The following is a 26,178-nucleotide window of genomic DNA, read 5'->3' as shown; positions in this document are numbered from 1 at the left end:
AAACGCACGATAGAAAGGCAACACCCCATGACCACCACCGTCGACAACGCTTCCTCCATCGCCGAACTCGAGCGCCTCAAGGTCCTCCACAACGGCACCAAGGGCAAGCTCACGTTCTCTGATGCAGAGTTCGAGCGCCGCCTGGGCGGCCTCCGCCAGATCATGGCCGCCAAGGACCTGGACGCGGTCATCCTCACCAGCTACCACGGCATCAAGTACTACTCCGATTTCCTGTACACCACGTTCGGCCGCAACTACGCCCTGGTGGTCACCGCCAACGACTCGGTCACGGTCACCGCCAACATCGACGCCGGCATGCCGTGGCGCACCTCGTACGGCGAGAACATCGTGTACACGGACTGGCGCCGCGACAACTTCTACTTCGGCCTGCAGGAGGCCCTGCGCCAGCGCGGCGTCAAGGCGAACCGGCTCGGCGTCGAGGACGACTTCCTGCCGGGCCTGACCCGCGAGAAGATCGCCGCCGCCTTCCCGGGCGCTGAACTCCTGGACGTCTCCCAGGACGCCATGCGCCAGCGCATGTTCAAGTCTGCCGAGGAAATCGAAGTCATCAAGCACGGCGCCCGCATCGGCGACCTCGGCGGCGAGGCCATCCGCGCCGCGATCCGCGAGGGCATCACCGAGTACGAGGTGGCCCTGATCGGCACCGAGGCCATGGTGCACGAGATCGCCAGGACCTTCCCGGACCGGGAAGTCCGCGACACCTGGGTGTGGTTCCAGTCCGGCATTAACACCGACGGCGCCCACAACTGGGCCACCACCCGGAAGCTGCAGCAGGGCGACATCCTGTCCCTGAACTGCTTCCCGATGACCTCCGGCTACTACACGGCCCTGGAGCGCACGCTCTTCCTCGGCCAGCCGGACGAGCGCTCCCTGGAGCTGTGGAACATCAACGTTGAGGTCCACAAGCGTGGCCTGGAACTCATCAAGCCCGGCGCCGTGTGCAAGGACATCGCCGCCGAACTGAACGAGATCTACATCAGCCACGGCCTGCTCGCCAACCGCACCTTCGGCTACGGCCACTCCTTCGGCGTCCTCAGCCACTACTACGGCCGCGAAGCCGGACTCGAGCTCCGCGAGGACATCGACACCGTCCTGGAGCCCGGCATGGTCGTTTCCATGGAACCGATGATCACGGTCCAGGACGGCCAGCCCGGCGCCGGCGGCTACCGCGAGCACGACATCCTGGTGGTGGGCGAGGACAGCGTGGAGAACATCACCAAGTTCCCGTTCGGCCCCGAGCACAACATCATCGGCGCGTAAGCGCCCAACACCCAGGCGGCGCCGCGCTCCACGCGGCGCCGCTTTCGGCGTCTCCGACGAAGATAAGGAAAGATGATGCCTACCATGACTCCAGCAGCAACCAAAGAAACCGACGTCAACGGCACCAACGGAAGTGCGGACACGAAAGGCGCCTCCGTCGTCGTCAATGCCATCGCCGTGCTGCGCACCTTCACCGCCGACGAGCCGCTGCTTGGCGTCACCGAAATCGCCAACCGCGTGGGCATGCATAAGAGTTCCGTCTCCCGGATTTTGGCCACCCTCGAGCAGGAAAACCTGGTGGAACGCGACCCGGAAACCCGCCGCTTCCGCCTGGGCCTTGGGTTGATCGCCGTGGCCGGGCCGCTGCTGGCCGAGATGGAGGAACGCCGCGTGGCCTACCCGGTCCTCCGCCGGCTCACCGAGCAGACCGGCGAAACCAGCGCGCTCATGCTCTGGAACGGCGATGAAGCCATCTGCGTGGAACAAATCGCCAGCCACCACCAGATCAAGCACACCACGCCCCTCGGCGCCCGCTACCGGGACGCGATGAGCGCCTCCGTGCAGGTCTTCCTCTCAACCCTGCCCGCCGAACGCGTCCGCGAACTGCTCCGCAGCGGCACCATTACCTTCCCCGGAATGGACGACGCCGGCCTGGCCGCCTACGAGGCCCGGCTAAAGGAAGTTGCGGGCCGTGGTTGGGCGGAAAACTACGGCGAGTCCTCCATGGACGAGGTGGGGGTTGCCGCGCCCGTCTTTGACCACCGCGGGGACGTTGTAGCCGTCGTACTCATACCCGCGCCGCGTTTCCGCGTCTCCCGGGAGCGGCTGGAAAACCTGGCCGAGGCCTGCGTCGCTGCGGCGGCGCAGGTGACCACCCGCCTGGGCGGACGCGCGGTCGCCGCCAGTTAGGCCTGTGCCCTAAGGCAGGCCCGCCATCCGCACCGCCAGGTGCAGCGCCGCCAGCCTGCCCGTGCCGCGGGGATCGCCGCCGCACAGCTCGAAGATCCGCTGCAGCCGGTGGTGCATCGACTGCCGTTCCAGGTGCAGTTCCCGCGCGGACTGCGCTGTGTTGCACCCGGAGTCCAGCCACACCTGAAGGGTCTCCAGCAGCTGCGACTGGCGCTGTGCATCATGGTCCAGGATGGCCCGCAGCTGCCGGTTCACGAACGCGTCCCGGGCCGATGCGTTGATCCCCTTCAACGCAAGGCTCTCCACGGCGGTGTCCTCGGCATCCAGCACCACCAGCCCATGGGACGGGTGCCGCCTCCGCGCTGACGCGTTCCTGCGCCGGATCTGGCGGACATCCAGGGCGCGGCGTGCTTCCGCCAGCGACCAGGCAGCCTCCGCCACCGTGCCTGCCGGCGGCCCCAGGGCGATCGTGGCATCGTGGTCGCCGTCTAGCCCCTGCAGGGACTCCAGGAGCTTCCGCCGTCCGGCGGAGGTATCGGTCCCGGAGAGGGCCATCATCACCACGAGCTCCGCGTCGTCCTGGTACGCGGCACTGGGAATCCGGCTGGAGCTCAGGAACGATTCGATGGCGCGGCGGAGTTTCTGCGGCCCCGCCGCGTGAATGGCGGCCACTACGGCAGGGGATTCCGGCGGGAACCCCGCGGCCGGAGCCAGCTGCTCCAGCCGCCAGGCAGGCGCGGCCGTCAGCACTGCCCGCATGAGTTCCGCGCCGGCCTGGGCATGGAGCCCGGGTGGAGTGTGCTGCAGGAGTGCCAAACCCAGGATGTCGACGGCGCGGTCACCGGCCACGCGGGCCAGGCCGGCGTCCACGCCGGTTGGGATCTCGATCTCCAGCCGGCCCATCAGCACGCCGCGCACGGGGATGTCCACGTTGATTGCCGTCCGGGTGGCCGTGTCCGTAATGTGCTCCGGCCCGCCCGGGCTGCTGCCGTCGTCGTCCTTTTCCTGCCAGCCAGGTGGCCATCGCCTGGTTCGGCTACAAGGCCATCGCCGCCTTCGAAAAGTGGACCGTCCCACCCACCATCGTTATCCTGGCCGTCATGTCCGCCGTGGCCTGGTTCGGCATGGAGATCGACTGGGGCTACGCCGGGCCTGCCGGCAACATCCTTGAAGGCTCGGAACGAATTGCGGCGATGAGCGCCGTGATGACGGCGATCGGCATCGGCTGGGGCATCACCTGGTTCACATACGCCGCGGACTACTCCCGCTTTGTCAGCACCGAAGTTCCCAAGAAAAAGGTCTACCTGGCCTCCGTCCTGGGCCAGTTCATCCCGGTGGTCTGGCTGGGCGTCCTGGGCGCCAGCCTGGCAACGAACAGCGGCGAGGTTGATCCCGGCAAGCTCATTGTGCAGAACTTCGGCGTCCTGGCACTGCCGGTGCTGCTGATGGTGCTCCACGGACCCATCGCCACAAACATCCTGAACATCTACACCTTCTCCGTGGCCACGCAGGCGCTGGACATCTCCATCAGCCGGCGCAAGCTGAACCTGTTCGTCGGCGTCTTCTCGCTCATCGCCGTCGTCTTCTTCATCTTCCAGGAGGACTTCGCAGCGGTCCTGGACGCCTGGCTGATCGGCCTGGTGGCCTGGGTTGCCGCCTGGGGCGGGGTCATGCTGGTGCACTACTTCTGGCTGGACAAGCGCTGGCCGGGTGACCCCGAGCGGCTGTTCGACGGCGTAGGCACCCACCGGCTTCCCGGCGTCAACTGGGCGGGCGTCACCTCCCTCCTGGCCGGCATCTTCGCCACCTGGCTGTTCATGTACGGCCTCATCCCCGTCATGCAGGGCCCGATCGCAGTGGCCCTGGGCGGCTGGGACCTGTCCTGGCTGGCAGGCGGCCTGACCAGCGCCGGCGTCTACGCGGTCCTCGGCCCCCGGGCACACGTCCGCTACATCGGCCTCAAGAGCCCCGCCGCTTCCAAGTCCGAGGGCAGCGGCACCGCCGCGGTCCTTCCCGTCCCCTAACTTCCTCCGCTACTCCCGGGCGGGCGCGCCTTCCGCGCCCGCCGAAAGGATCCATCGTGAACCAGCCCGCCATCGCGGACCTCCTGCATCCCATGACCTGGCCTGAGGGCTTCAAGGCTGCAGCGTCCTTCACCTTCGACGTGGACGCCGAGTCCTGCACCATTGCCCACGACCCCGCCAGCACCCGGCGGATGTCGCTGATGACCCACCAGTCCTACGGGCCCAAGGTAGCGGTGCCGCGGCTCCTGAAGATGCTGGAGCGGCACGACATCCGGGCAACGTTCTTCATCCCCGGCTTCACCGCCGAGTCCTACCCGGATGTGGTCCGCGAGATTGTGGACGGCGGGCACGAGGTGGCACACCACGGTTACCTCCACGAGCCCATGCAGGGGATTGACGCCGCCACCGAGGCCCGCTACCTGGACCGGGGCCTGGAGGCGCTTGCCAAGGTGGCGGGGATCCGTCCGGTGGGGTACCGGGCGCCGTGGTGGGAGCTGAACTGGCACTCGCCCGGGCTGCTGGCGGATCGCGGCTTCCTCTACGATTCCAGCCTGCTGGACGGCGATGCCCCCTACCGCATGGCCGTCGCCGCCGATGATCCCCGGGACATTGTGGAGATCCCCGTGGACTGGGCCCTGGATGACTGGGAGCAGTACGCCTTCTATCCCGGGGTGACCGGCAGCGGCGTGATCGAAAGCCCGGCCAAGGTGCTGGAGATGTGGACGCTCGAGGCCGAGGCGCATCATTCCCAGGGTAGCTGCTTCGTCCTGACCAACCACCCGTTCATCTCCGGCCGGCCGTCCAAGGCCGTGGCCCTGGAGCAGCTGATCGAGCGGGTCAAGGGCATGGAGGGCATGTGGGTTACCACCATGGAGGAGATCGCGCTTCACACCAAGGCAACCGCTGACGCGGTCCACACGCACGGCCGGATCGACGTGCCCACCTACCCGGGCGCCGGCGCCCGCCTGGAACCCGCGACCGTGCGGGAGGGCGCGCTGACGTAGGACCGCAGAGAAGGTGGGCAAACGACGGCGGGCATGCACCGGCGTCGTCCGCCTCCTGCGCCTTCCCGCCGCCCCTGCCCGGTGGGACGATGTCACTATGCAAGAGAAAAAGACTGGCGGCCCGAACGACGCAGGCCCCCACCTGCATGCGCATACGGCACCCACCACGGACCAGATACGTACAGTGGGCCAGCGCCGCCGTGAGGCGGAGGAAAAGCTGGAACAGCACCTCCAGGAGGCGCGCCACAAGAATCAGCAGCACGAGGACGAGTCGGAAGGGGACCCCCAGTGAATGACGACGAAAACCAGCCTGAAAGCTCCCACATCGCCACTCCGGAAACCATCGCGGAGGAGATCAAGGACGAGATCCACCTGGGTCATGTGCAGGACGACGTCAGCCACGTCCTTGAGGAACGTCTCGAGGAGGAGGGCATCGACATGCGCCCCGAAGACGTGGACGAGCTCGCCGAGGAAATCGAACGGGACGCGTCAACCTGAGTACGCCTGCCTAGTATTTAAGGGCGGGCACGAAACGGCAGGGAACAACCTGGACTAGTGCGCTGGCCGTGTTGGGCGCATGGCTCCGCCAGGAGTCATACCGGTGGTCCAGGTGGCCCGCGCCCCGCAATAGAAGGGGATGCGGACGGCGGCGGGAGCCCCGCCGCCGTTCGCATCCCTAAAGCGATGCGCTTGCGGCAGGCGCCTAATCTTCGTAGGTGTTGGCGATGTAGACGTCGCACGGGGCGTTGTGCGCCACGCTGTTGGCCACGCTGCCCAGGAGCCGGCCGATGCCGCGCATCCTCCGGTTGCCCACCACGATCAGCTTCGCGTCCAGGCGCATGGCTTCCTTGATCAGGGCGTCTGCGGGCTTGCCCCGGGCCGCGAAGTGGGTCACCTGCACGCCCGGACGGGACCTGGACAGTTCCTGTGCCACGATTTCGGCGCTGTCTGCCTTCGAGATCCGGACCTGGTCGGACCCGGCGCCGAATGTCTCAGCCTTGTCGACATCGAAGGCGGTCACCACGTGCAGCGAGGCTTTCAGCGATTCGGCCAGATCCAGGGCCATTTCCGCTGCTTTCCTCGCGGACGCGCTGGCATCCACCCCTACAACCACTACTCCACTCATGATGTTGCCCCTTTGCTCGTTGGTGTTCCTGGCGTCCTTCCCCGTGCCCGACCTTACTAGAGGACACACTGCAATCAACGGACCACGGAGGCCTGGCCTGCCCCCTGCAGGTTAGTCAGGGCCCTCCGCTTGGTTCAAATAAGGGCGCAACTTTGCGTTGCCGGCTGGAGGATGCACCTGCAGCGCGCCATGGAGTCCCGGGGAGCGGGGGTGCCGTTGATCGGTAGAGATGCCCGGTGGGTGTTCGGGTCTGGACTGTGTGCCGGAGGCCCGGTGTCAGTAGCGGTTTTGCTGTCCAGCCGGGGGCTTCTTTGGTGTGGTTGCAGGCTTCGCAGAGCCCTTGGCCATTCTTCGCGGTGGTGGTTCCGCCGTTGTGCCAGGCGGTGATGTGGTCGTGGTGGCGGATGGGCGCGTCGCAGTACGGTGTGCGGCAGGTGTCGTCCCGGACCTGGAGGAAGCGTTTGAGCCCTGCCGGGAAGAGCCTGGCCCGGGAGTCCATCGCGACGAGCTCGCCTGTGCCGGGTGTGGTGTAGAGCCGGCGGACCCAGAGGGCCAGGTCTTGCTTGTCATGCGTTTCTGAGCCGGTGCCGGTGCCGGTGCTGGTTTCGGTGTCGGCTGCAGCCGCGTTTGTCCTGCCAGTTTTCCTTGCGCTGAGGAGGAGGGTGCGGGCGGTTTCGGCGGGGATGATGCCGTAGCCGGGGATTTTGGCCGGTTCGCTGTCGCCCTGGAACAGGGCCCGGTCGGTCATCACGACTTGAAGGTCGATGCCGGTGATCCCGCCCCGGGTGCCGGTGACGCGTTCGACCAGGGTGTCGGCCATGACCTGGCCCCGGGACCGCTCATCCCCTGCGGAGCGGGCGGCGTCGGCCTCCTGTGTCAGGGCGGTGTAGGCGGCCACCCCCTCGTGGACGGAGAGCATTGCGGTCAGGTACGTCATGGTGTCCGGCGCCGGGCGCAACGATACTGTCCGCTCGGTCATGGCGTGGGCTGCCCGTCTCGTGACAGAGCGGGGGTCGCGTCGGTAGGCCGCGGTGCGGACGGCGTTGATGATGGCCCGGTCCCCGGCCCCGTCCAGTGTGCCGGTGTCGGCGGCGAGTTCCTCGTCCACCGCTGCCCGGTCCTCGGTGGTCAGGCAGGCGGTTTCCTTCACCACCAGGGTGGTCCGCCACTCGTTCAGCCGCCCGGACCGGAACGCTGTCAGCGTCCGCGGCATCCCCGTCAGCGCTTTCGCCATCCCGAGGAGCCGTCCGCCGCGGGCTGGGGATTCCCGCCGCGCCAGCGCGATCTGGGCGGCAACGCCTGCGCCCTGCTCCTCGGCGGGGACACCGGCCGCGGCCTGCTCCCGCCGCTGGGACAGGTCAAAGGCAACAGCGATATCGGTCTGCCGGGCGGCGGCCAGGGACTTCAGATCCTCCAGCTGCCGCAGCTGGTCAATCATCCCCGCACCATCAGAGGCGACCGGCACAGCAGCCAGGATCGCCAGGGCATCAGCGAACGTGGCGACACCACAATGCCCCGCCACCGTACCGTTCTTCGGCCTTGCCGCTGCCCCAACTGCTTTCATGAATAGAGTCTTCCAGCGACCCCTGACAATCCGGTTCAGGCAAGAACGCTATGTGGAAAACCGCGGTCAACGGGATTAGAGGAGCTCCACGCTACAACCGATACCGTGAAATCAGCAGCCCCAGACGCCAAGGTGGGTTTCCACATGCCGGCCGCCCGGCATCGTCCGTTGAAGCCCCCTCCGGTAGCCTGTTGAAATGGTGCGAGGAATGGCCGACTACGGCGCAGAAACCATCCTGCTCGCGGGGGCGGGACGGGCGCTGCTGCTGCAGCTTGCAGACCCCGCCGTGGGGCGCGGCGTGGACGAGCACAGCACGTTTGTCGGCCGCCCGGTCAACAGGCTCAAGGGCACACTGACCTATGTCTACGCCATCGTCTACGGCACCGACGAGCAGGTGAAAGAGGTCCGGCGCAGGGTGAACCTCGCCCACGTGCCCGTCCACAAAGCCGACTCCGAGGCATCGCCTGGCTACAACGCCTTCGATCCGGAACTCCAGCTCTGGGTGGTTGCCACGCTCTATGACACCGCGGTGACCATCATCGAGAAGATCTACGGCCCGCTCGACGACGAATCAGCCGATGCGATGTACCAGGACTACGCACGGATCGGGACGGCCCTGCAGCTGCCCCGGGAGCTATGGCCGGCAGACCGGGACGCCTTCCGCCGCTACTGGGACGGGCGTATTTCCACGCTGCGGGCGGAGGCCGGCGGCGTGCGGGTGGGCCGCGGACTTCTCTATCCCAAGCACACAGCACTCTGGTACCGCGCCATCATCCCGTCCGCCAGGTTCCTCACCGCCGGGCTCCTGCCGGAGCGGCTCCGGGAAGACTTCGGCCTGCCTTGGAATGAGCGCCGGCAGCGCCGGTTCGAACGCACTATGAAAGTCCTGGCTGTGGTGTATCCCCGGCTTCCGCGGCGAATCAGGCACTGGTTCAAGGACTACTGCCTGGCCGAACTCGATAAAGACCTTCGCAAGAACCGCCAGCCCATACAGCGTCAGGGAGCCAGTGCGTAGTTCCACTTCAGTTGAGCAGCGGATCGATGAACGGGCCCGCCGCTTCCTGGCCACCGCCCCAGCCGGCGGCTATAGAGCGAAACTCACCGAGTTTGCGGTGTTCGGCCTCAAGCAGGGCTGGGCATGCATCTTCGGTGCCACGCTCCTCGCAGTCCTGATGGCCGCACGGCTCTGGTACCCGGACACCGCGGCCCTGGCCCGGAATGATTTCCTGACCCTCGCCGCCGTCGCCATCCAGGTCCTCATGGTGCTGTTCAAGCTGGAGACGCTCCGCGAACTGCGGGTGATCATCCTGTTCCACATCGTGGGCACCGTGATGGAGCTGTTCAAGACCGACGCCGGCTCCTGGTCCTACGAGGCCGAGGGATTCCTGCGCATCGGCGCGGTGCCCCTGTTCAGCGGCTTCATGTACGCCGCTGTGGGTTCCTACATGGTCCGGGTCTACCGGCTGTTCGACCTCCGCTTCGCGGCGTACCCCCGGCGCTGGATCACAGCGGTCCCGGGCGCGGCCATCTACGCGAATTTCTTTACCCACCACTACATCTGGGACCTGCGCTGGCTGTTGCTGGCCGCCGTCGTCATCATTTATGGGCGGTGCGTGATGCACTTCCGGGTGTTCCGCAGGCTGTTCCGCATGCCGCTGGTGGCCGCGTTCCTGCTGGTGGCGCTGTTCATCTGGATCGCCGAGAACATCGCCACCTGGTCCGGTGCCTGGCTGTACCCGAGCCAGCTGGCCGGCTGGCACCCTGTGGGGCTGGAAAAGCTCGTGGCGTGGTTCCTGCTGATGATTATCTCGGTGGTGCTGGTGGCATGGGTCTACAAACCCCAGCCGCCGGAGGACGAAGACGGACGACGGCGGGAAGTCCCGGCGGCAGCAAAGGTGCGGCAGTAAGGGGTTCCGCCATAACCCGTTTCAGCGGGGCCCTCGCTGGAACTTTGGCCCGGGGTTTGATGAAGGCTATGGACCCCACTACATCCGTCATCAGCAGCAAGAAGGCCCCGGCATCGGACCTCCGCGAACATCACCCGGCGCACTGGGGCGGCGTCTTACGGTGGGATTTCAGAATGCCGCGCCGATTGAGGCCAGCTGCGCAGCCGCGGCGTCGGCGTACTGGTTCCCGGGCCGTGCCAGGCCGTAGTGCTCGCGAAGCGTTCGGCCGGTGTAGTCGGTGCGGAACAGCCCGCGCTCCTGGAGGATGGGTACCACCCGGTCCACGAAGGCGTCCAACCCGGAGGGCAGCACCGGCGGCATGATGTTGAAGCCGTCGGCCGCCCCGCCGTCGAACCATTCCTGGATGGCGTCCGCCACCTGCGCCGGGGTGCCCGCGAAGGTGCGGTGCCCGCGCCCGCCCCCCAGCCGGCCGATCAGCTGCCGCACCGTGAGCTGCTCGCGGCGGGCCAGCTGCACAATCAGGGTGTAGCGGCTCTTGGCGCCCTCGATCTCGTCCTCGCTGGGCAAGTCGGCCGGCAGCTGGCGGTCCAGCGGCAGGTCCTCGGGATTGACGCGGAGGGTCTTGGCCAGCTGGATCCGGGCGTACTCGGGCTTGATCAGCCGGTCCAGTTCGCGCTCGATCTCCAGGGCTTCCTTCTCGGTCGCACCGACCACGGGCACGATGCCGGGCAGGATCTTGATGCTTTCAGGGTCCCGGCCGGCTGCCGCGGTGCGGGCCTTAAGGTCCCGGTAGAACTCCTGCGCGTCGGAGAGGGTCTGGTGGGCGGTGAACACCGCATCCGCGTACCGGGCGGCCAGATCCTTGCCGTCTTCGGACGAGCCGGCCTGGACGATCAGCGGGTGCCCCTGCGGGGAGCGGGGGACGTTGAGCGGGCCGCGGACCCTGAAGTGCCGGCCTTCATGGTCAATGGTGCGGATCTTTCCGGCATCGCCCCAGACGCCGTCGGCCTTGTCCGCGAGGATGGCGTCATCCTGCCAGCTGTCCCAGAGCTTCCGGGCCACCTCGATGAACTCGGCCGCCCGCTCGTACCGTACGGCGTGGGCGGGCTGGTCGTCGACGCCGAAGTTCCGGGCCGCGTCGGGCCCGGCCGTGGTCACCACATTCCAGCCGGCGCGGCCACCGCTCACCCAGTCTACGGACGCGAACCGGCGGGCCAGGTTGAACGGCTCGTTGTAGGTGGTGGACGCGGTGGCGATGAGTCCGATCCTCTCGGTGGCGCCGGCGATGGCGGTGAGCAGGACGGTGGGTTCCAGCTTGCCGGCCGGCCGGCGACCCACTTCGCCGAACAGGACGGGGGAGTCGGCGAAGAAGATGGAGTCCAGCTTGCCCCGTTCGGCGGTGCGGGCCAGCTGCAGGTAGTGCTCCACACGGCTGCCGGCGTGGGGGTCGCTCTCCGGGAGCCGCCACGAGGCCTCGTGGTGTCCGGTGCTCATGAGGAAGGCGTTGAGGTGCAGCCGGCGCTGCGGGGACGGGTTCTGGGAAGCCATGCGGGTACTCCTTCGGAAGTGGGAAGAGGGGTCAGTGGGCGGCAGGTACGACGCCGGACGCCGGCCAGGAGGGACGGCGCGGGAAGGCGCGGAAAGGGATGAACGTGAGCGCCGGCGTCGGACGATTGTGCCCGACGCGCCGGGTGTTGAAACACCTAAACACGGCCGCTGCTGCCTTGGCCAGCACCGTGAAACGGGAGGAAATGGCGCTACTTATTGCGCCATTCCGGGGTCAAAGCAGGCAATGCGGCGCCATGATCCGCAACGCGGGTTAATGTGGCTGGAAGGGTTGGGATATGGGTCGATGGGAGAAGCGCATGCGTCATCGGGTCCTTGCTGCGGCAGCCGCCTTTGGCGCAGCAATTTTGCTGGCCGGCTGCACCGCCGCCCCGGCGCCCGCGCCGGTCACCACGTCCCCTGCACCGGTAACCACGCCTGCCCCCGAGACCTCCGCCGCGCCGCCGTCGGCTCCGGCTTCCTCCACTCCCGCCACCGAAGCTCCCACCGCAGCCGCCACCATCGCTGGCACGCCGCAGCAGGTGGCGGCGGACCTCAACACTCCCTGGTCGGTGGTCTTCCGGAACGGGACGCCGCTGGTCAGCGAGCGGAACAGCGGGCAGATCCTTGAACTCCGCCCGGACGGCTCCTCGCGGTCCATCGGAACGGTGGAGGGGGTGGCGGCCCGCGGCGAGTCCGGCCTGCTGGGCCTTGCCGTGGGCAGCCAGGGTGACCTTTACGTGTATTCGACGGCGGCGGACGGCAACCGGGTCCAGCGCTTCCCGGTCAGCGGCGCACCGGGGTCCCTCACGCTGGGCCGGCCGGACACGCTCCTTGACCGCATCCCGTCGGCGAGCATCCACGACGGCGGCCGGATCGCCTTCGGTCCCGACGGCATGCTGTACGTGACGGCGGGCGATGCGAGCCAGCGTGACAGCGCCCAGGACCGCGGCTCCCTGGCCGGCAAGATCCTGCGGATGACGCCCGACGGTGACGTTCCGGCGGACAATCCCTTTCCCGGTTCGCTGGTCTACAGCTACGGTCACCGGAACCCGCAGGGCATGGCCTGGGCGGACGATGGAACCATGTTCGCCACCGAATTCGGCCAGAACACGTGGGACGAACTGAACATCATCACGCCCGGCGCCAACTACGGCTGGCCTACGGTTGAGGGAATCGCTGGCCGGGAAGGCTTCGTGGATCCGGTCCAGCAGTGGCGGCCCGGCGCCGCAAGCCCCAGCGGCATGGCCCACGCCGGCGGCACCTTGTTCCTGGCCAACCTGCGCGGCCAGGTCTTGCGGTCGGTCCCCGTCTTGGATCCCGGCACGTCCACGGAGCATTTCAGCCGCGAATACGGCAGGATCCGGGACGTGACGGTGGCGCCGGACGGCCGGCTGTGGTTCCTGACCAACAACACCGACGGCCGTGGAGACCCCCAACCCGGGGATGACCGGATCCTCGCCGTCGACCTGGCGGACGGGTGAGCCGGCCGGCACCCCGTCAGTTTCACGCGCCGGCCTGCGCCAGTTCCACGATCTTCTCGGTGGCGGCCCAGGAGGCGAGCAGCTTGAGCGCCTCATCGGAGGGGCTGCCGGGGGTGGCCGGGTACACGGTGAGGGAGTGCCCGGGATCCTCCTCAAGGCCCAGCACCTGGTAATTCAGTTCCAGGAGTCCCACCACGGGATGCTGGAAGAACTTGGTTCCGGCGTAATGGCGGCGGACGTTGTGCGCAGCCCACAGCGTCCGGAATTCCTCGCTGCGCATGGACAGCTCACCAACCAATTCCGCGATGCCCTTGTCGTGCGGGTTCCGGCCCGCCTCGCGGCGGAGGATGGCAACGTTGGTGTGGGCGGCCCGCTCCCAGTCCGTGTAGAAATCATGGGACCGTGGGTCCAGGAAGATGAAGCGGGAGTGGTTTCCCGGCCTGGCGGTGCTGCGGTACATGTCGGAGTAGAGGGCATAGCCCAGGGTGTTGGCCGCCACGATGTCCATCCGGTTGTTGCCGATGAAGGCGGGCGCTTCGGTAATGGCATCCAGGAGGTACTGTAGCTCCGGGCGCACCCCGGATGGGACGGGAGCCGCAACCCGTTTCCGGCCCGAAGTGTTCGCAGCCCGGGCAAGATCGTAGAGGTGGTCGTGCTCGGCACGGTCCAGTTCGAGGGCCCGCGCAATCGCATCCAGCACGCTGTCAGAGACGCCCGATAGGTTTCCGCGTTCCAGCCGCGTGTAGTAGTCCACGCTGACCCCGGCCAGCCGGGCCACTTCCTCGCGCCGCAGCCCGGGCACGCGCCGGCGGCCCCCGTGCGGCTCCAGTCCCGCCTGCTCGGGCGTGATGCGTCCACGGCGGGTTGAAAGGAACTGCCGGACTTCGGCTCGGTTATCCATAGAGGACACGTTACGACGGATGCGGAAAGCCAAGGGTGGGTCTGCCAGAACCAGTTACAGCAGGACCCTCGTTACGGACCCCAACTGCCGGTTTGATGGTCCGGTAGCCCTGTAGCATTTCGACAACCCCCAAAGACATCACAGGAGATCCATGACTACCGTCAAGGCCTATGCCTCCCCGTCCTCCTCCGAGGACCTCATCCCCACCACCATCGAACGCCGCACGGTTGGTCCGCACGATGTCCTGATCGAGATCAAGTACGCGGGCATCTGCCACTCGGACATCCACACCGTCCGCGGGGACTGGGGCCCGCAGCAATACCCGCTGGTCCCCGGCCACGAGATTGCCGGCGTCGTCACCGAGGTGGGCTCGGCCGTGACCAGGCACCAGGTGGGCGACCGCGTGGGCGTCGGCTGCATGGTCAACTCGTGCCGTGAATGCGCCAACTGCCTGAACGGTGACGAGCAGTACTGCCTGAAGGGCATGGTGGGCACGTACGGCGCGGAGGACCGCGACGGCACCATCACCCAGGGCGGCTACTCCACCCACGTCGTGGTCACCGAGCACTTTGTGGTGGGCATTCCGGACGGCCTGGAGCTGGACGTCGCTGCCCCGCTGCTGTGCGCCGGCATCACCACCTACTCGCCGCTGCAGCGCTGGGGTGCCGGCCCCGGCAAGAAGGTGGCCGTGGTGGGCCTTGGCGGGCTGGGCCACATGGCCGTCAAGCTCGCCGCAGCCATGGGTGCCGAGGTCACCGTCCTGTCCCAGTCCCTGAAAAAGCAGGAGGACGGCCTGCGCCTGGGTGCAACCAGCTACTTCGCCACCAGCGATCCCGGCACCTTCGAGCAGCTGGCCGGCAGCTTTGACCTGATCATCAACACGGTCAGCGCGTCCATCGACATCAGCGCCTACCTGCAGCTGCTGACGCTCGACGGCGCCCTGGTCAACGTGGGTGCTCCCGCGGAGCCGCTCCCCGTCAACGCCTTCGCGCTGATCGGCGGCCGCCGGTCCTTCGCCGGATCGATGATCGGTGGCATCCCCGAGACCCAGGAGATGCTCAACTTCTGCGCCGAGCATGGCATCGGCGCCGACATCGAGGTCATCCCGGCGGGGAAGATCAATGATGCATACGAACGTGTCCTTGCCTCTGACGTCCGCTACCGCTTCGTGATCGACACCGCCACGCTGTAGCCGGGAACCGCGTAACGGCGGGCCGGCCCCGGAAGGTGCCGGCCCGCCGTCGTGCGTGGGGCGCTACGTCCTTTTGTTATGCCCCGCAACGGTTCTGCGGCAATCAGCCCGCTCGGGGGGCCGGATTCCAGCTCCAGTTCCACAATTGAAGGACCAGTTTTCCAAGCCCCGGAGGGTGTGATGAAAAGGTCCGGCGCGTTGCTTCCCGCGTTGATCCTGGTCGGTGCGGCGGTGGCCGGATGCGGCCCGCAGGCAGGACCCCCGGCGTCGTCGCCCACCACAACGGCAGCGTCCGCCTCCCCAACTCCCTCGGCGGCGACGTCACCGGCGGCCACGGCTCCCGTCACCGAAACCGCAACGGCCGCAAGTCCCGCGCCCGCCACCACCGCCACGAGGGGGTCCCTGAAGACCTTTACGACGGCGGACGGCCAGTTGGCGTTCGACCTCCCCGCCACGTGGAGCGTGCGCGATCCCGCCGGGGAACTTCCCGAGGGCGGCGGTGCCTTCGCGGAGGTGACCAACGAGGCCGGCAGGCCGATGGCCACGCTGCGGACCAACATGGCCACGGGCTCCACCTGCCTGGAGAAGTACCCCTATGAGGTCCTGGAGTCGCAGGAGCTGCCGGCCCTTGCGCAGGACGGTGAGGTGCCACGGTTCATCTATGAAACCCGGGGCAACGCAGCAACGCCCGGTCCCGCAGACACGCCGGCCGCCGCCTACGGCATCGTTTCCGTTCCCACCCCCACCGGTGACCTGGCCTGCCCCATGTTCCACTTCTTCACCTGGCCGCCCACCGCCGCCATGTTCGGTGCGTTCTACAACCCGGAGAACAACAGGACCCCGGGCGCCGAGTCCCTTCCGTACCTGGAACAGGCCCGCAGGTACATGGACACCACCGAGTACCAGAACATCCGCAGGATGATCACCTCGCTCCGGCCGGCGGGCTAGAAAACCCGCAGGAATCCCGCCATCCGTTCCCGCAACCACAACGAATTACTGCCATGAACTACTACACCCCAGCGGCGCAGGAAAGAGTCCGGGACGCCGCATATGACGCAGTGGAAAAAGTACTCGACGGCATGTTCTCGCCGTTGAACAGGCACGCGCTGAATGCGCGCTGGAACCAGGCCTGCGAAGCCATGGCAAAGTACCTGGAAGCCCAGGACACCGGCGAGGAGTAGTAGGGTCCGCCCTACTCCGCAGCCCGGAACTCGAATGCTTCCCGGCCCAGGAACACCAGCTGCGCTTCCTTTTCTGGCAGCTGGACCTTGGGCCCGGCTTCGAAGCCGAAGCTGGTGAAACGGCCAATGGCTTTGGCGTTCCGCGCATCAGGCTCGGCCACCACGCGGTCCTTCGCCGGATCGGAGAGCACGAACCGCACCAGCCCGGCCAGTAGGGTGGCCGTGAAGTTCGGGACCGGGCGTGCCGCCGGGGCCAGCAGCAGGTGGATGCCGACATCGCCGGCACGGGCCGGATACACCTCGCCCACGGGATCGTGCAGCGGCTCGTACGTCTGGAAGACGCCGGCGGGCTCGCCGGCAACGGTCATCAGGAACCCGTGGTGCGTGTCCAGGCTGTCCAGGAACGCGTAGACGTCCCGGACTTCGTCCCGGCTCCAGCCGTTCATGCCCCAGAACCGGGCGCGCTCCTCCCGCACCCAGCTGTGCACCAGGTCTGCGTCCTGTTCAGGCGCCAGGCGGAGCAGCCGGAGACGGCCCAGGCCCGGGAGGTCCTCCTCGTAGACGGCGTCCCGGATCGTGTGCGGAAGTGCGGACTCGATGCTTGTCATGTGGTCTCCTTGGTGAGCTGGTCCCAGTCGGTGGTGACGGGGATGAGTTCGCCGGCGGCCCAGAGCGGCAGCTGGCTGAGGAAGTTCGGGTCATCGGGTTGCCCGGACGCGCCGAACGGCACGACCCACCGGCTCTTCGAACGGTCGGAGAGGTCCCAGACATAGCGGGCCACGGGTCCGCGGAAGGACGCATCCGTTACACCTGGCAGGCTTTCCGTGCACAGCACGCAGCTGGTGTCCCCGGACAGGGCGATGGCCGGCACGGCGGGTGCGGCGGCGCCCGCGCCCGGGAAATCCGACACCGCGTGCAGCGGCAGGACCGTGTGGCTTTCGCCCCAGGCAGCGGACGACGGCGATGCTGCCGCCGCCTCCAGCGCCCGGCCCGCCGCGGCTGCCACGTCGAGGCCGTGCCCGGCGCCCTTGGCAATAATGGTTTCCAATGCGAAGCCAACCCGGGAGACCGGGTTCAGCCAGGGTGCGAACAGGGCCGAGTGCCCGGCGGGGGCCGCGAGCGGTGCCAGCAGGGGAGCGCCGGCCAGCGCGGCCACAAGTGCCGAGCGCCAGGCGGCGAAAGCTCCGGCGTCCGTGCTGGCGGCGTGCATGTCTCCGTCCCAGCCCAGCAGCCGGTCCCGCAGTTCCTCGGCAGGGGCGGAGAGGCGGACCCCATTCTCCCCGCCCAGTTCCGCCAGCAGGGCCCGCAGTGCGGGCCAGGACCCCAGCCGGCAGTCCATGTGGATCCGCTGCATGTCCTCCGGATCCAGGTTTTCCCCGGCTTCTTCCAGCAGTTGGCGGATCCGGCGTGCCCGGTGGGCGGGGGCGAACTCCAGCCCGGTCAGGCTGCCGCCGCCGGACTCACGGTCATTAGCGTTCACCGCCAGGGTGTCCACCCGTGACACCGGCAGATCCACCCATTGGCCCGTCCACCGGTGCTGCGGGGACTGGGCAGGGACGGGACGGACCCGGTTCGCCGGGTTCCGTACCGGAACCTTGCCCGCCACCAGTTGCCGGACGTCACCGCCGGCATCGGCTGCCAGCACGCAGTTAACGGGCTCCACCCAAGCCTCCAGGGCAGCCTCAATCTCGGCGGCGCTGCGGCTCCGCAGCAGCGGCAGGAGGGCCTCGAAACCCAGCCGCCCTCCGGCCCGTGACGGTGCCCGCAGGCTCAGCGCGCCGCCGTCGAACCCGCCCGAGATGACGGGGCCGCGGGCTGTCTCAACCACGTCCACCGTCTCCGTGGCGGCGCCGCGGACCAGAATCTTCTCCTGGTGGTCGGCAACCACCGGCTCCCAGCCGTCCGGGCCGAGCGCCTGGAGGGTGCCGCCGTCCCGCCTTAGCTGTTCACGGTAAAGGTCCTGGTAGTCGGCCATGGCATTTGTGACAGCCCACGCCGCCGTCCCCGTGTGGCCGAAGTGCGGCAGGCCGGGCACGCCGGGAAAAGCCAGCCCGACGACGTCGAACTCCGGGCAGGCAAGCCGCACCTGCTGGTAGACGCCGGGAAGTTCCAGGAGCCGGTGCGGGTCGCCGGCGAGGAGCGGTGCGCCGGAGCCGGTCAGGCCTCCCGCGGCGGCCCAGGCGTTGCTGCCCGCCCAGACCGGGGCCTCGATGCTGAAAAGCTCCACGGCGTCCGGGCCAAGGGTCCGGGCCACGTGGTCCCGCCACAGCTTGTTGGGAAAGGTGCTGAACAGGATGTGGTGGACCAGGAAAACGCCGAGCGGAGTCCACGGCTCCCAGCGGGCAGGCGCCGTGGCGGTGTCCCCGAACTCCCGCGCATCCCGCCGGCCCGCTTCCAGGGCGTGGTTTACGCCATCCCTGTAGGCCCCGCACCAGTGCTGCGTGGCCGGATCCAGGTTGTGGAAGCAGCGGCGGGCGGTGTCCTCGATCCGCGCCTGCCGGGCAAACCGGTCCCACACCACGCCGTCCGGCCCCAGGTGTTCCGCTGTCCTGCCCTCCGAGCGCCAGCGCTCCACCTCGATCTGCCAGGAGCGGTCGGTCGCGGCGTTCGCACCCTGCAGGAAGGCAAGCTCCGTGGCCGACCCGGCACGCAGGTGGGGGATGCCCCACGGGTCGCGGAATGTCTCAGCGGCCATGGGTTGGACTTGCGGCAGTGGTGGGCACGGGTCTTTTCCTTCTCTTAGGTAAGCCAAACCTAAGTAAGGGTAAGGGGACGTGCGGGCCATCCCCAAAACCCGTGGCGCAACAAACGCCCCGCAGCCTACGGTGTGAGCGCGGCGAGGATCGCGGCGGCGGGTCCCTCCACGGCGTGCCGGAACCCGGTGCCCGCCCAGAGGTTCAGCCAGTCCGGATCCCCAGCCGCGGCGGCCGCTGCGCGCAGGGGAGTGGTCAGGTGGTGGATCTCCGGGTAGCCATAGGGTGCCTCAGCGTCGTGCCGGCGCATGAATTCGTTGGTGAGGCCGCGGGCATTCCTGCCGGAAAAGGACCGGGTCACGGCGGTGGCGGTGAAGCTCCCGGTAGCCAGCGCCTTCCGGTGCGCGGCCTTGGTCCCGGCCTCGTCCGCGCACAGGAACGCCGTGCCCGCCTGGACTGCTGCCGCACCCAGGGCCAGGGCCGCGCGGACATCCGCTGCGGTGGCAATCCCTCCGGCGGCGAACAGCGGCAGCGGAAGGTCCGCGAGCCCGCGCAGCGGGGTGTGCAGGGGCTGTGTTTCATCGGCGGCGGGATCGAAGGTGCCGCGGTGACCTCCGGCTTCCTGCCCCTGCACGGCGAGCGCGTCCACGCGGGCGTCGAGCGCCTGCAGGGCTTCGGCGCGCGAGGTGACGGTGGCGACGACGGCGATCCCCCTCTGCTGAAACGCCTCGATGACAGCGCTGTCCGGCAGATCGAAGGTGAAGGAGACGACGGCGGGCGCCAGCTCCAGCAGGACGTCCACCTTGTTGTCCCAGTCGTCATCGTCGTGCCGGGGATCCCCCAGCCGGATGCCGAAGCGCTCCGCGTCCGGTGCCAGGGCATCGGCATAGGCGCGCAGCGCTTCGGGGTTGCTGAACGGGGGCTGGGGAACGAACAGGTTAACGCCGAATGGCCGGCCCGTGAGGCTGCGGGTGGTCGCAATCTCCGCCCGCATGGCATCCGCCGTCTTGTAGCCCGCGGCCAGGAAACCAAGTCCGCCGGCTTCGCTCACCGCGGCCGCCAGCCGCGGCGTGGACGGTCCGCCCGCCATGGGCGCCTGGATGACGGGCACCGGCAGGGAAGCGGGATCGAATCGGGACATGGGCTGGTTACTCATGGATTCCTTGTGGTGCCTTGGCGACCCCGGTGGACGCCGCCTGTATGCCAAGCTGCTTGAGGAGTCCCACGATACCCAGGATGGCGGTAGCGGAGCACCCCCAAACACCCGGAAGCCTTCTGGCGCTGGGGGATACGCCCTAGTCCTGTCAGTGCTGGCCGCGGGGTGCCACCTTGTAGGAGCCGCTGATGGCCACGCGGTTAAAAGTGTTGATGGCCATGGCCACCCAGGTGATGGCTGACACCTGCCCCGGCGTCAGGACCGCCACGGCGCTTTCATACTGGCCAACCTTGGAGTGCGAGACGGTCTGGTGTGAAACTCCGGCCAGCGCCGCGACGTCGTAAATAGTGGGCGCCTCGATCGTCCCGCGCCAACTGTTTCCTGCACCATCTTCCTGGCGTCCCTTCACATGCCGTTCCCGCGCAGGCGGGAGGCATCCGGCTCCCAGCCTAAACCCTCCCGGAACACTGGCCCGAGCTCTGGCCGGAGCCGGACTGCCGGAGCCAGGCCAGGGGCGGGTTCAGTAGAGGAAGATGTCGATCCATTCCCGGTTGTGGGCGTGGATCAGCACCAGGAACAGCACGAAGTCGAACAGCAGGTGCACGCTCACGATGTAGGAGAGGGACTTTGTCACCGTGAAGAGCCGGGCCTGGAGCAGCGCGAACGGGAAGATGAAGAACGGCGCCCAGGCGTGGAAGCCGAGCTCCCAAAGGAAGGACGTGAAAAGGACGGCCTGGAGCAGGTTGGCCTGCCAGTCGGGGAGGTGCCGCCGCAGCAGGGTGAAAGCTGTACAGATGAAGAACAGTTCATCCCAGATCCCCAACACATTGGTGCCCAGGAACAGCCGGGCGATGCCATCCACGTCGCTGACGGCCGGCCAGTTGTTGTAGACGCCGGTGCGGATCATGTACACGGGCATCAGCGCGTACCCGATCAGCAGGACGGCGGGCAGGTACCACTTCTCCGCGCGCGTCCACGGCTGTCCCGTCCTGACGGGGAACCGGATGGCATGGTCCTTGGTGATGAACCGGGAGACGGCGTAGGGGATGCCCACCGCCAGGATCATTGCGGTTCCCATCACCGCCATATGTTCGGTGCTGATATCCGTGGTGATGGGCACCAGGCTCATGGCGGTCAGCCCCACGGCGATCAGCGCCAGGTCGATCAGGAGCCGCCGGCTGATGATGCCGGCGAGGACCAGTGCGGCGGCCAGGAGGAGGAAGCCGAAGAGCCTGTCCTCCCGGGCGAACAGCAGGAAGCCCGACGCCGAGACGAGGGCCGCGGGGACCACCGCCAGTGTAGTGCGGGCGGGCTTTCGTGTTTCCGCGCCCTGGAGATCGGCTTGCGCCTGTGATTGCTGCCTCATCACGTCCCTATGCTTCAGTGGCGCTTCCGGTGGATGCTCAAAATTCTACTTGCCGGCCGGGCGCGGGACGAGGTGCGGCGGTTCACCACAGCAGCGTCAGCTCCAGGTCCACGGCGGGCCGGGAGTCCAGCCAGGCGTCAAGCACCGGGCTCAGCCGGGCTTCGGCGCCGGCCAGCCCCAGCCGCGTCGCGTCGGACGATGCCGGCACGTGGTGGTGCCCGTCGTCGGGAGTTCCATGGGAGCATTCCGAGCACAGGAGGCGCATCCCGGACCAGTCATCGGCGCCCATGCCGTGCTGCTCCAGGAGGTCGGAGAGTTCCTGGAGGTCGTCCGGTGTTGCCCCGGCCACCTGGGCCTGCCACGTGGGCAGGCCCGAGTCCTCCAGCCGCAGGAGCTGGTCGAATACCGCCACGTCCTGCCCGCCCAGCCTGCGGAACCCCTTCGGTTCGCCGTCGTGCAGGACGACGTCCCTGAACCGGTGCCCGGATTCGGGCAGCGGGACACTCGCGATGACGGCGTGGGCGGGGCTCCTGCGCCAGCACCAGACCACTTCAGTGGCGCCGGCGGAGGGCAGCACCTGATGGGGAAGGCTTGGCTGGTCCGGATTCAGCCGGACCGGCGCCAGGCCGAAATTGGAGTCGATGGGATCGTAGCCGGTTCCCATGCCCTTAATGCCGTAGGCAGCCCAGGCCCGACGGGCGGTTGCCCAGTCGCCCAAGGCCGTGGAGGCAATTCCCAGGTTCCAGGCGGCGGGGTTGACGCCGTCGAAGTCCGCCGCCTCCACGGGCGTGAAGAGCTCAACGGCCCGGGCGTTGCGTTCCAGGCTTTCAGCCCACTTGCCCAGCGCCTTCGACAGCAGTCCGGCATGGAACCAGGCGTAGAAAGAGTCCGGCGCGAGGCGCAGCATTTCGCCCGCCAGCGCCCTTGCCTTGTCCGTTTCGCCGGCGTCGTCCGCGGCTGTCCAGTCGGACCACACATCCCGGGGCGCACGCTGCTCCCCATGGCCCTGCCATTTGCGAACCGTCACCCGTCCAGTATGCAGGGGCCGCCGGGTGCGCACCATGGCCTTCCGGCCCCCTGTCCGGATAAGGCAACCCGGATTAAGGCAAAGCGTACGACGGCGGGCGGGGGCCGACGTCGTACGCTTTGCCTTCGAAGCGGGTTGCCGCTTAGGCGCCCACCAGGGCGTTGTCCTCGCCGCGCACGCTGAGCGTGAAGGTGTTGGGGCCGCTGCAGGTCACCGCAACCCGGCATGTGGTGGTGTTGTGCCGTGCCGAAAGGTCGCTGATCGCGGAGTCCAGGGTGTGGTGGAGGGAGGCTTTGTCCCAGATCTTCAGGGTCACGGAATCAGTGGCATCGAACGTCATTATTCAACTTCCATTTCTTTGCGGGTGTGGCGGAAGGCGGGAAAGCCCGCCCGGCTGCGGCTAGAGGGCCGGATTCAGGCTGAGGGTGAAGGTGTTCGGGCCGCTGCAGGTCACGGCGATGCTGCCCTTGTCAGTGTTGTGGCGGGCGGAGAGGTCCTCCACAAGCGTGTCCAGCGTGGCGTGGACGGCGGAGCGGTCCCAGATTTTGAGGGTCACGGATTCGGCAGTTTCAAACGTCATTGTTCAGTACTTCCTTGCATTGGTCCGGCCGGTAAAGCCGGAAAGTCGGCCTGCTCGCGCCGTGGGGCGTTCGGCCGCCCGCTGGGCATGCCGGCGCGCCTCATTGCGTCACCAGGATGGGTAAGGGCCGGAACATCATCCTGCCCTGCCCTTCCATGGTGCCGAAAGCGAAAGGGTGCTCTCAACCAAATCGCCGTTTATTGCAAGTGAATCTCATCACGTAGGGACGGGCGCCGCCCCCACTGTTCCCAGCGGGATAACGTGCGGACGGCCTTCGGTGGGTTCGGCCACCACGTGGGCGTCCAGGCCGAACACCTCCAGCAGGCACTCGGGGGTGATGACCTCGGACGGGCTGCCCTGCGCCACGACGGCGCCGTCCTTCATGGCGATGATGTGGTCCGAGTAGCGGGCGGCCAGCGAGATGTCGTGGAGCACCATCACGATGGTCCGGTGGTGCTCGCGGTTCAGCCGGCGGACCAGTTCCAGCACATCCACCTGGTGGGCCAGATCCAGGTACGTGGTGGGCTCGTCCAGCAGCAGGATCCCTGTTTCCTGCGCCAGTGTCATGGAAATCCAGGCCCGTTGCCGCTGTCCGCCCGAAAGGTCCTCCAGGGGTGAATCCGCCAGTCCCAGGATGTCGGTGGCGTCCAAGGCAGCCTCCACCACCCCTTCATCGGCAGCGGAAAACTGCTGGTACCACTTCTGCCGCGGGTGCCTGCCCCGGGAGACGAGGTCCGCCACCGTCAGTCCGGACGGCGCAGTGGGGGCCTGTGGCAGCACGCTGATGCGGGTGGCGATGTGCCGGGTGGAGTGTTCCCGGAGCGGGATGCCGTCCAGCAGTACGTTGCCGGACCGGGGGTTCAGCAGCCTGCCGAGGCCCCTCAGCAAGGTGGACTTGCCGCAGCCGTTGGGCCCGATGATGGAGGTGACCCGGGCATCGGGGACGTCGAGGGTGAGGCCCCTGATGATGTCTGCGCCGTCGTAGCCGAGACTGAGGTCCCGGGCACGGAGGCCCTGTTGCCGGGTGGACATGTTCAACTCAGCCTCCGCTGGTATTTGAGGATCAGGTAGATCAGGAACGGTGCCCCCACCACGGCGGTGGCCACGCCCACCGGCAGCGGTGCGGCGAGGGCATTGGCGGACAGGGTGTCCGCCAGCAGCACGAAGATGGCGCCCACCAGGGCGGACACCCCCACCGAGGGAATCACGGTGGATGCCAGTGCCCGGGCAATCCGGGGACTTGCCAGGGCAACAAACGCCACGGGTCCCGCCGTCACGGTCGCCACCGACGCGAGCAGGACGGCGAGGGCCAGGACAACCAGGCGGACCGCGCCGATCCGGGCACCGAGCCCGACGGCGGTGTCCTCACCCAGGCTGGTGAGCAGCAGCCACCGGCCGCTTAGCATCGCAGCCAGGAGCAGCACTGCAGCACTGAGTGCCATGGGCTGGACGGTTTCCCAGTCCTTTCCATTGAGCGAGCCCATCATCCACGTGAGCGCCTGGGCGGCGCTTGTCACGTCGCCCAGGGTGAGGATCCACGTGGTGAGGCTGGCTGCCAGGCCGGAGATGCCCAGGCCGGCCAGCACCAGCCGGTAGCTGTCCAGCCCGCGCCGGTAGGAGAGCAGGTAGACGGCGACTCCGCTGATAATGCCTGCGGCGAACGCCGCGGCGGGCATGCCCACCGTCGCGGCCAGCCCGCTCAGGCCCGCGTGGCCCCCGCCCGCAATGACCAGCACGGCCACTGCCCCCAGCGAGGCGCCGGCCGTTACTCCCAGCAGGTCCGGACTTGCCAGCGGGTTGCGCGCTAGGGACTGCGTGATGGCGCCGGCGGCGGCCAGGCAGGCTCCCACTACGACGGCGGCCACCATCCGCGGTGCGCGGAACTCCGTTACTGCCAGGTGGATCCGGGTGTTGGAGTCGTCGCCCAGCAGGGCCCGGAGGACGTCCGGGTAGGCCATGGGTGTGCCGCCGAAGGCAACGTGCAGCGCCATGGCGGCCACCGTTGCCAGAACCAACAGGACCGCCACCACCAGCACGCGGACGTTGAAGCGGACGGAAACGGGGCCTGCCCGCAGCGCCCTGATGCCCGTGGGGCTCGGGGAAGTTTTCCGGAGCTGCGCCTTCTGGAGGACGGTCATAGCGTCTGCAGCCTCTTACGCCGGGCGAGGTAGATGAAGAAGGGTGCGCCCACCACGGCAAGGACCACCGCGACCGAGAGTTCGCCGGGCCTGGCGATCAGGCGTCCCGCCGTATCAGCGAGCAGCACCACGGTGGCGCCGGTGAAGAGCGAAACCGGCACCAGCCAGCGGTAGTCCGGGCCGGTGATGGTACGGGTCAGGTGTGGAACCAGGAGTCCGGCGAAGGCGATGGGGCCTGCCAGGGTCACGGCAGTACCGGCAAGGAGGGTGACCGCGCCAATGCCCACGGCGCGTGCCCGCAGCACCGGGATGCCGAGCGAGACGGCGGTGTCCGTTCCCAGCGCCAGGGCGTTCAGGGCGCGGATGTTGAGCAGGGCAAGCAGCACTCCGGCCGCGATGAACGGCCACACCAGCTCGAGGACGCCGGTCCTGCCGGCCAGGGAGCCCACCTGCCAGAACCGCAGGGTGTCCAGGGCATGGTCGTTGAGCAGGACGATTCCGGCCACAAGTCCGGAGCACAACGCAGTGACGGCGGCACCTGCGAGCACCAGCGTCACGGGGGTGGCCCCGTAGCGGGCCGCTGAGCCGATCATGAACACCAGGACGCTGGCGGCGAGGGCACCGGCGAAGGCCAGCAGTGCCTGGGCCAGGGCGGGAAGGTCACCGGCAAGGGCGGTGGCGGCCACGATGGCCAACGCGGCTCCCTGGTTGATCCCTAGCAGGCCGGGGTCCGCCACGGGATTCCGGGTGTGGCCCTGGACCAGGGTTCCCGCCAGGCCGAGGCAGATACCGGCGCAGATTCCCAGCACGGTGCGGGGCCAGCGAAGTTCCCGGACGGTCACGTCCATGACGTCGCCAGTGGGAGTGAACAGGGCGTGCCAGGCTTCCTGCAGCGAGGAGGGCTGCCCTCCGATGCAGATGCTGAGCACGCTGGCCAGGAACAGGGCCAGCACCGAAGCCAGGAACCAGGCGGCCCGGTTCCGGGGAGCCTTCCGCGGCGGGGAAACGGGCGCAACGGCTTCTGCCGGCGCCCGTTCCAGCGTGGGGCCCGGCTCAAGGTTCAGCGTTTTCACATCGGACTTTCTATTACGTCACGGGTT

Annotated in this window: 27 protein-coding genes and 1 pseudogene; 12 read left to right on the top strand and 16 right to left on the bottom strand. The window is 68.0% G+C overall.

The window, feature by feature from the left end; translation table 11 throughout:
* The first annotated feature begins 27 nt into the window (after positions 1-27).
* Positions 28-1,281 (top strand): M24 family metallopeptidase, encoded by a 1,254-nt coding sequence (locus AC5RTT_RS01340; RefSeq protein ID WP_494143685.1) that lies wholly within the window; start codon positions 28-30, stop codon positions 1,279-1,281.
* Positions 1,282-1,353: 72 nt separating this feature from the next.
* Positions 1,354-2,190 (top strand): IclR family transcriptional regulator, encoded by an 837-nt coding sequence (locus tag AC5RTT_RS01335; RefSeq protein WP_494143684.1) that lies wholly within the window; start codon positions 1,354-1,356, stop codon positions 2,188-2,190.
* A gap of 9 nt (positions 2,191-2,199) precedes the next feature.
* Here the strand turns inward: AC5RTT_RS01335 and AC5RTT_RS01330 are convergent, their stop codons facing one another.
* A complete protein-coding gene (locus tag AC5RTT_RS01330; RefSeq protein WP_494143683.1) occupies positions 2,200-3,120 on the bottom strand; it encodes a PucR family transcriptional regulator in 921 nt (306 codons plus the stop codon).
* 77 nt (positions 3,121-3,197) lie between these two features.
* On the opposite strand from AC5RTT_RS01330, the pseudogene AC5RTT_RS01325 reads away from it, so the two are divergent.
* The 4 genes and pseudogenes from AC5RTT_RS01325 to AC5RTT_RS01310 all read left to right on the top strand — a co-directional run.
* Positions 3,198-4,214 (top strand): annotated as a pseudogene (locus AC5RTT_RS01325) (purine-cytosine permease family protein); the annotation flags it as partial.
* A gap of 56 nt (positions 4,215-4,270) precedes the next feature.
* Positions 4,271-5,218: a polysaccharide deacetylase family protein gene (locus tag AC5RTT_RS01320; RefSeq protein ID WP_494143682.1), complete on the top strand. Its 948-nt coding sequence runs from the start codon at positions 4,271-4,273 to the stop codon at positions 5,216-5,218.
* Between the two features lie 13 nt (positions 5,219-5,231).
* A complete protein-coding gene (locus AC5RTT_RS01315; RefSeq protein WP_494143681.1) occupies positions 5,232-5,510 on the top strand; it encodes a hypothetical protein in 279 nt (92 codons plus the stop codon).
* Positions 5,507-5,716, top strand: a complete 210-nt coding sequence (locus AC5RTT_RS01310) for a hypothetical protein (RefSeq protein WP_494143680.1) — start codon at positions 5,507-5,509, stop codon at positions 5,714-5,716. The genes AC5RTT_RS01315 and AC5RTT_RS01310 overlap by 4 nt, the downstream gene beginning before the upstream one ends.
* A 205-nt stretch (positions 5,717-5,921) precedes the next feature.
* Here the strand turns inward: AC5RTT_RS01310 and AC5RTT_RS01305 are convergent, their stop codons facing one another.
* Together AC5RTT_RS01305 and AC5RTT_RS01300 are read right to left on the bottom strand one after the other, a co-directional pair.
* Positions 5,922-6,344: a universal stress protein gene (locus AC5RTT_RS01305; RefSeq protein ID WP_494143679.1), complete on the bottom strand. Its 423-nt coding sequence runs from the start codon at positions 6,342-6,344 to the stop codon at positions 5,922-5,924.
* A gap of 115 nt (positions 6,345-6,459) precedes the next feature.
* A complete protein-coding gene (locus AC5RTT_RS01300) occupies positions 6,460-7,782 on the bottom strand; it encodes an HNH endonuclease (protein WP_494143752.1) in 1,323 nt (440 codons plus the stop codon).
* A 322-nt stretch (positions 7,783-8,104) separates the two neighbouring features.
* On the opposite strand from AC5RTT_RS01300, the gene AC5RTT_RS01295 reads away from it, so the two are divergent.
* Entirely contained in the window at positions 8,105-8,923 is an 819-nt protein-coding gene (locus AC5RTT_RS01295; protein ID WP_494143678.1) for an oxygenase MpaB family protein, read from the top strand.
* Complete coding sequence (locus tag AC5RTT_RS01290; RefSeq protein ID WP_494143677.1) at positions 8,916-9,815, top strand: DUF817 domain-containing protein; 900 nt, start codon at positions 8,916-8,918, stop codon at positions 9,813-9,815. The genes AC5RTT_RS01295 and AC5RTT_RS01290 overlap by 8 nt, the downstream gene beginning before the upstream one ends.
* A gap of 168 nt (positions 9,816-9,983) precedes the next feature.
* Here the strand turns inward: AC5RTT_RS01290 and AC5RTT_RS01285 are convergent, their stop codons facing one another.
* The gene (locus AC5RTT_RS01285) at positions 9,984-11,363 is read right to left on the bottom strand and encodes an LLM class flavin-dependent oxidoreductase (RefSeq protein ID WP_494143676.1); all 1,380 of its coding nucleotides are present in this window, start codon (positions 11,361-11,363) and stop codon (positions 9,984-9,986) included.
* 317 nt (positions 11,364-11,680) lie between these two features.
* Here AC5RTT_RS01285 and AC5RTT_RS01280 point away from each other — a divergent pair, with 317 nt between their 5' ends.
* Entirely contained in the window at positions 11,681-12,844 is a 1,164-nt protein-coding gene (locus tag AC5RTT_RS01280) for a PQQ-dependent sugar dehydrogenase (protein WP_494143675.1), read from the top strand.
* A 22-nt stretch (positions 12,845-12,866) separates the two neighbouring features.
* Here AC5RTT_RS01280 and AC5RTT_RS01275 read toward each other — a convergent pair whose 3' ends face one another.
* Positions 12,867-13,745, bottom strand: a complete 879-nt coding sequence (locus AC5RTT_RS01275; RefSeq protein WP_494143674.1) for a helix-turn-helix transcriptional regulator — start codon at positions 13,743-13,745, stop codon at positions 12,867-12,869.
* A 151-nt stretch (positions 13,746-13,896) separates the two neighbouring features.
* Between AC5RTT_RS01275 and AC5RTT_RS01270 the strand changes: the two genes are divergently transcribed.
* The 3 genes from AC5RTT_RS01270 to AC5RTT_RS01260 all read left to right on the top strand — a co-directional run bounded on the left by AC5RTT_RS01270 (position 13,897) and on the right by AC5RTT_RS01260 (position 16,118).
* Complete coding sequence (locus AC5RTT_RS01270) at positions 13,897-14,937, top strand: NAD(P)-dependent alcohol dehydrogenase (RefSeq protein WP_494143673.1); 1,041 nt, start codon at positions 13,897-13,899, stop codon at positions 14,935-14,937.
* A 180-nt stretch (positions 14,938-15,117) separates the two neighbouring features.
* Entirely contained in the window at positions 15,118-15,885 is a 768-nt protein-coding gene (locus AC5RTT_RS01265) for a hypothetical protein (RefSeq protein ID WP_494143672.1), read from the top strand.
* Positions 15,886-15,938: 53 nt separating this feature from the next.
* Entirely contained in the window at positions 15,939-16,118 is a 180-nt protein-coding gene (locus AC5RTT_RS01260; RefSeq protein WP_035753009.1) for a hypothetical protein, read from the top strand.
* Between the two features lie 11 nt (positions 16,119-16,129).
* Here the strand turns inward: AC5RTT_RS01260 and AC5RTT_RS01255 are convergent, their stop codons facing one another.
* The 11 genes from AC5RTT_RS01255 to AC5RTT_RS01205 form a co-directional block, all read right to left on the bottom strand.
* Positions 16,130-16,726 (bottom strand): GNAT family N-acetyltransferase, encoded by a 597-nt coding sequence (locus AC5RTT_RS01255; RefSeq protein WP_494143671.1) that lies wholly within the window; start codon positions 16,724-16,726, stop codon positions 16,130-16,132.
* Entirely contained in the window at positions 16,723-18,813 is a 2,091-nt protein-coding gene (locus AC5RTT_RS01250) for a penicillin acylase family protein (RefSeq protein WP_494143670.1), read from the bottom strand. The genes AC5RTT_RS01255 and AC5RTT_RS01250 overlap by 4 nt, the downstream gene beginning before the upstream one ends.
* Positions 18,814-18,938: 125 nt before the next feature.
* Positions 18,939-19,967: a nitronate monooxygenase gene (locus AC5RTT_RS01245; RefSeq protein WP_494143669.1), complete on the bottom strand. Its 1,029-nt coding sequence runs from the start codon at positions 19,965-19,967 to the stop codon at positions 18,939-18,941.
* Between the two features lie 148 nt (positions 19,968-20,115).
* Positions 20,116-20,376, bottom strand: coding sequence for a carboxymuconolactone decarboxylase family protein (locus AC5RTT_RS01240; RefSeq protein WP_494143668.1), 261 nt, complete (start codon positions 20,374-20,376; stop codon positions 20,116-20,118).
* A gap of 111 nt (positions 20,377-20,487) precedes the next feature.
* The gene (locus tag AC5RTT_RS01235) at positions 20,488-21,333 is read right to left on the bottom strand and encodes a CPBP family intramembrane glutamic endopeptidase (RefSeq protein WP_494143667.1); all 846 of its coding nucleotides are present in this window, start codon (positions 21,331-21,333) and stop codon (positions 20,488-20,490) included.
* Between the two features lie 82 nt (positions 21,334-21,415).
* Entirely contained in the window at positions 21,416-22,360 is a 945-nt protein-coding gene (locus AC5RTT_RS01230; RefSeq protein ID WP_494143666.1) for a tetratricopeptide repeat protein, read from the bottom strand.
* A 142-nt stretch (positions 22,361-22,502) separates the two neighbouring features.
* Positions 22,503-22,700 (bottom strand): hypothetical protein, encoded by a 198-nt coding sequence (locus tag AC5RTT_RS01225; RefSeq protein WP_494009519.1) that lies wholly within the window; start codon positions 22,698-22,700, stop codon positions 22,503-22,505.
* Positions 22,701-22,760: 60 nt separating this feature from the next.
* Complete coding sequence (locus AC5RTT_RS01220) at positions 22,761-22,940, bottom strand: hypothetical protein (protein WP_494009518.1); 180 nt, start codon at positions 22,938-22,940, stop codon at positions 22,761-22,763.
* A gap of 216 nt (positions 22,941-23,156) precedes the next feature.
* Positions 23,157-23,972, bottom strand: a complete 816-nt coding sequence (locus tag AC5RTT_RS01215; RefSeq protein WP_494143665.1) for an ABC transporter ATP-binding protein — start codon at positions 23,970-23,972, stop codon at positions 23,157-23,159.
* A 2-nt stretch (positions 23,973-23,974) separates the two neighbouring features.
* Positions 23,975-25,078: a FecCD family ABC transporter permease gene (locus AC5RTT_RS01210; protein ID WP_494143664.1), complete on the bottom strand. Its 1,104-nt coding sequence runs from the start codon at positions 25,076-25,078 to the stop codon at positions 23,975-23,977.
* Positions 25,075-26,151 carry a FecCD family ABC transporter permease gene (locus tag AC5RTT_RS01205; RefSeq protein WP_494143663.1) on the bottom strand — a complete coding sequence of 359 codons (1,077 nt, stop codon included), beginning with the start codon at positions 26,149-26,151 and terminating at the stop codon, positions 25,075-25,077. The genes AC5RTT_RS01210 and AC5RTT_RS01205 overlap by 4 nt, the downstream gene beginning before the upstream one ends.
* Positions 26,152-26,178: the final 27 nt, after the last annotated feature.

This window comes from Arthrobacter sp. Y3221157 (assembly GCF_059089865.1).
The sequence above is the reverse complement of the archived record's forward strand: the minus strand, read 5'-3'. Positions and strand labels throughout refer to the sequence as shown.

Bases quoted from the DNA above. Each gene is read 5' to 3' on its own strand.
- AC5RTT_RS01340 (WP_494143685.1), top strand. From the start codon at position 28: ATGACCACCACCGTCGACAACGCTTCCTCCATCGCCGAACTCGAGCGC.
- AC5RTT_RS01335 (WP_494143684.1), top strand. From the start codon at position 1,354: ATGATGCCTACCATGACTCCAGCAGCAACCAAAGAAACCGACGTCAAC.
- AC5RTT_RS01305 (WP_494143679.1), bottom strand. From the start codon at position 6,344: ATGAGTGGAGTAGTGGTTGTAGGGGTGGATGCCAGCGCGTCCGCGAGG.
- AC5RTT_RS01300 (WP_494143752.1), bottom strand. From the start codon at position 7,782: ATGATTGACCAGCTGCGGCAGCTGGAGGATCTGAAGTCCCTGGCCGCC.
- AC5RTT_RS01295 (WP_494143678.1), top strand. From the start codon at position 8,105: ATGGTGCGAGGAATGGCCGACTACGGCGCAGAAACCATCCTGCTCGCG.
- AC5RTT_RS01285 (WP_494143676.1), bottom strand. From the start codon at position 11,363: ATGGCTTCCCAGAACCCGTCCCCGCAGCGCCGGCTGCACCTCAACGCC.
- AC5RTT_RS01280 (WP_494143675.1), top strand. From the start codon at position 11,681: ATGCGTCATCGGGTCCTTGCTGCGGCAGCCGCCTTTGGCGCAGCAATT.
- AC5RTT_RS01275 (WP_494143674.1), bottom strand. From the start codon at position 13,745: ATGGATAACCGAGCCGAAGTCCGGCAGTTCCTTTCAACCCGCCGTGGA.
- AC5RTT_RS01270 (WP_494143673.1), top strand. From the start codon at position 13,897: ATGACTACCGTCAAGGCCTATGCCTCCCCGTCCTCCTCCGAGGACCTC.
- AC5RTT_RS01265 (WP_494143672.1), top strand. From the start codon at position 15,118: ATGAAAAGGTCCGGCGCGTTGCTTCCCGCGTTGATCCTGGTCGGTGCG.
- AC5RTT_RS01260 (WP_035753009.1), top strand. From the start codon at position 15,939: ATGAACTACTACACCCCAGCGGCGCAGGAAAGAGTCCGGGACGCCGCA.
- AC5RTT_RS01255 (WP_494143671.1), bottom strand. From the start codon at position 16,726: ATGACAAGCATCGAGTCCGCACTTCCGCACACGATCCGGGACGCCGTC.
- AC5RTT_RS01250 (WP_494143670.1), bottom strand. From the start codon at position 18,813: ATGGCCGCTGAGACATTCCGCGACCCGTGGGGCATCCCCCACCTGCGT.
- AC5RTT_RS01245 (WP_494143669.1), bottom strand. From the start codon at position 19,967: ATGAGTAACCAGCCCATGTCCCGATTCGATCCCGCTTCCCTGCCGGTG.
- AC5RTT_RS01235 (WP_494143667.1), bottom strand. From the start codon at position 21,333: ATGAGGCAGCAATCACAGGCGCAAGCCGATCTCCAGGGCGCGGAAACA.
- AC5RTT_RS01225 (WP_494009519.1), bottom strand. From the start codon at position 22,700: ATGACGTTCGATGCCACTGATTCCGTGACCCTGAAGATCTGGGACAAA.
- AC5RTT_RS01220 (WP_494009518.1), bottom strand. From the start codon at position 22,940: ATGACGTTTGAAACTGCCGAATCCGTGACCCTCAAAATCTGGGACCGC.
- AC5RTT_RS01215 (WP_494143665.1), bottom strand. From the start codon at position 23,972: ATGTCCACCCGGCAACAGGGCCTCCGTGCCCGGGACCTCAGTCTCGGC.
- AC5RTT_RS01210 (WP_494143664.1), bottom strand. From the start codon at position 25,078: ATGACCGTCCTCCAGAAGGCGCAGCTCCGGAAAACTTCCCCGAGCCCC.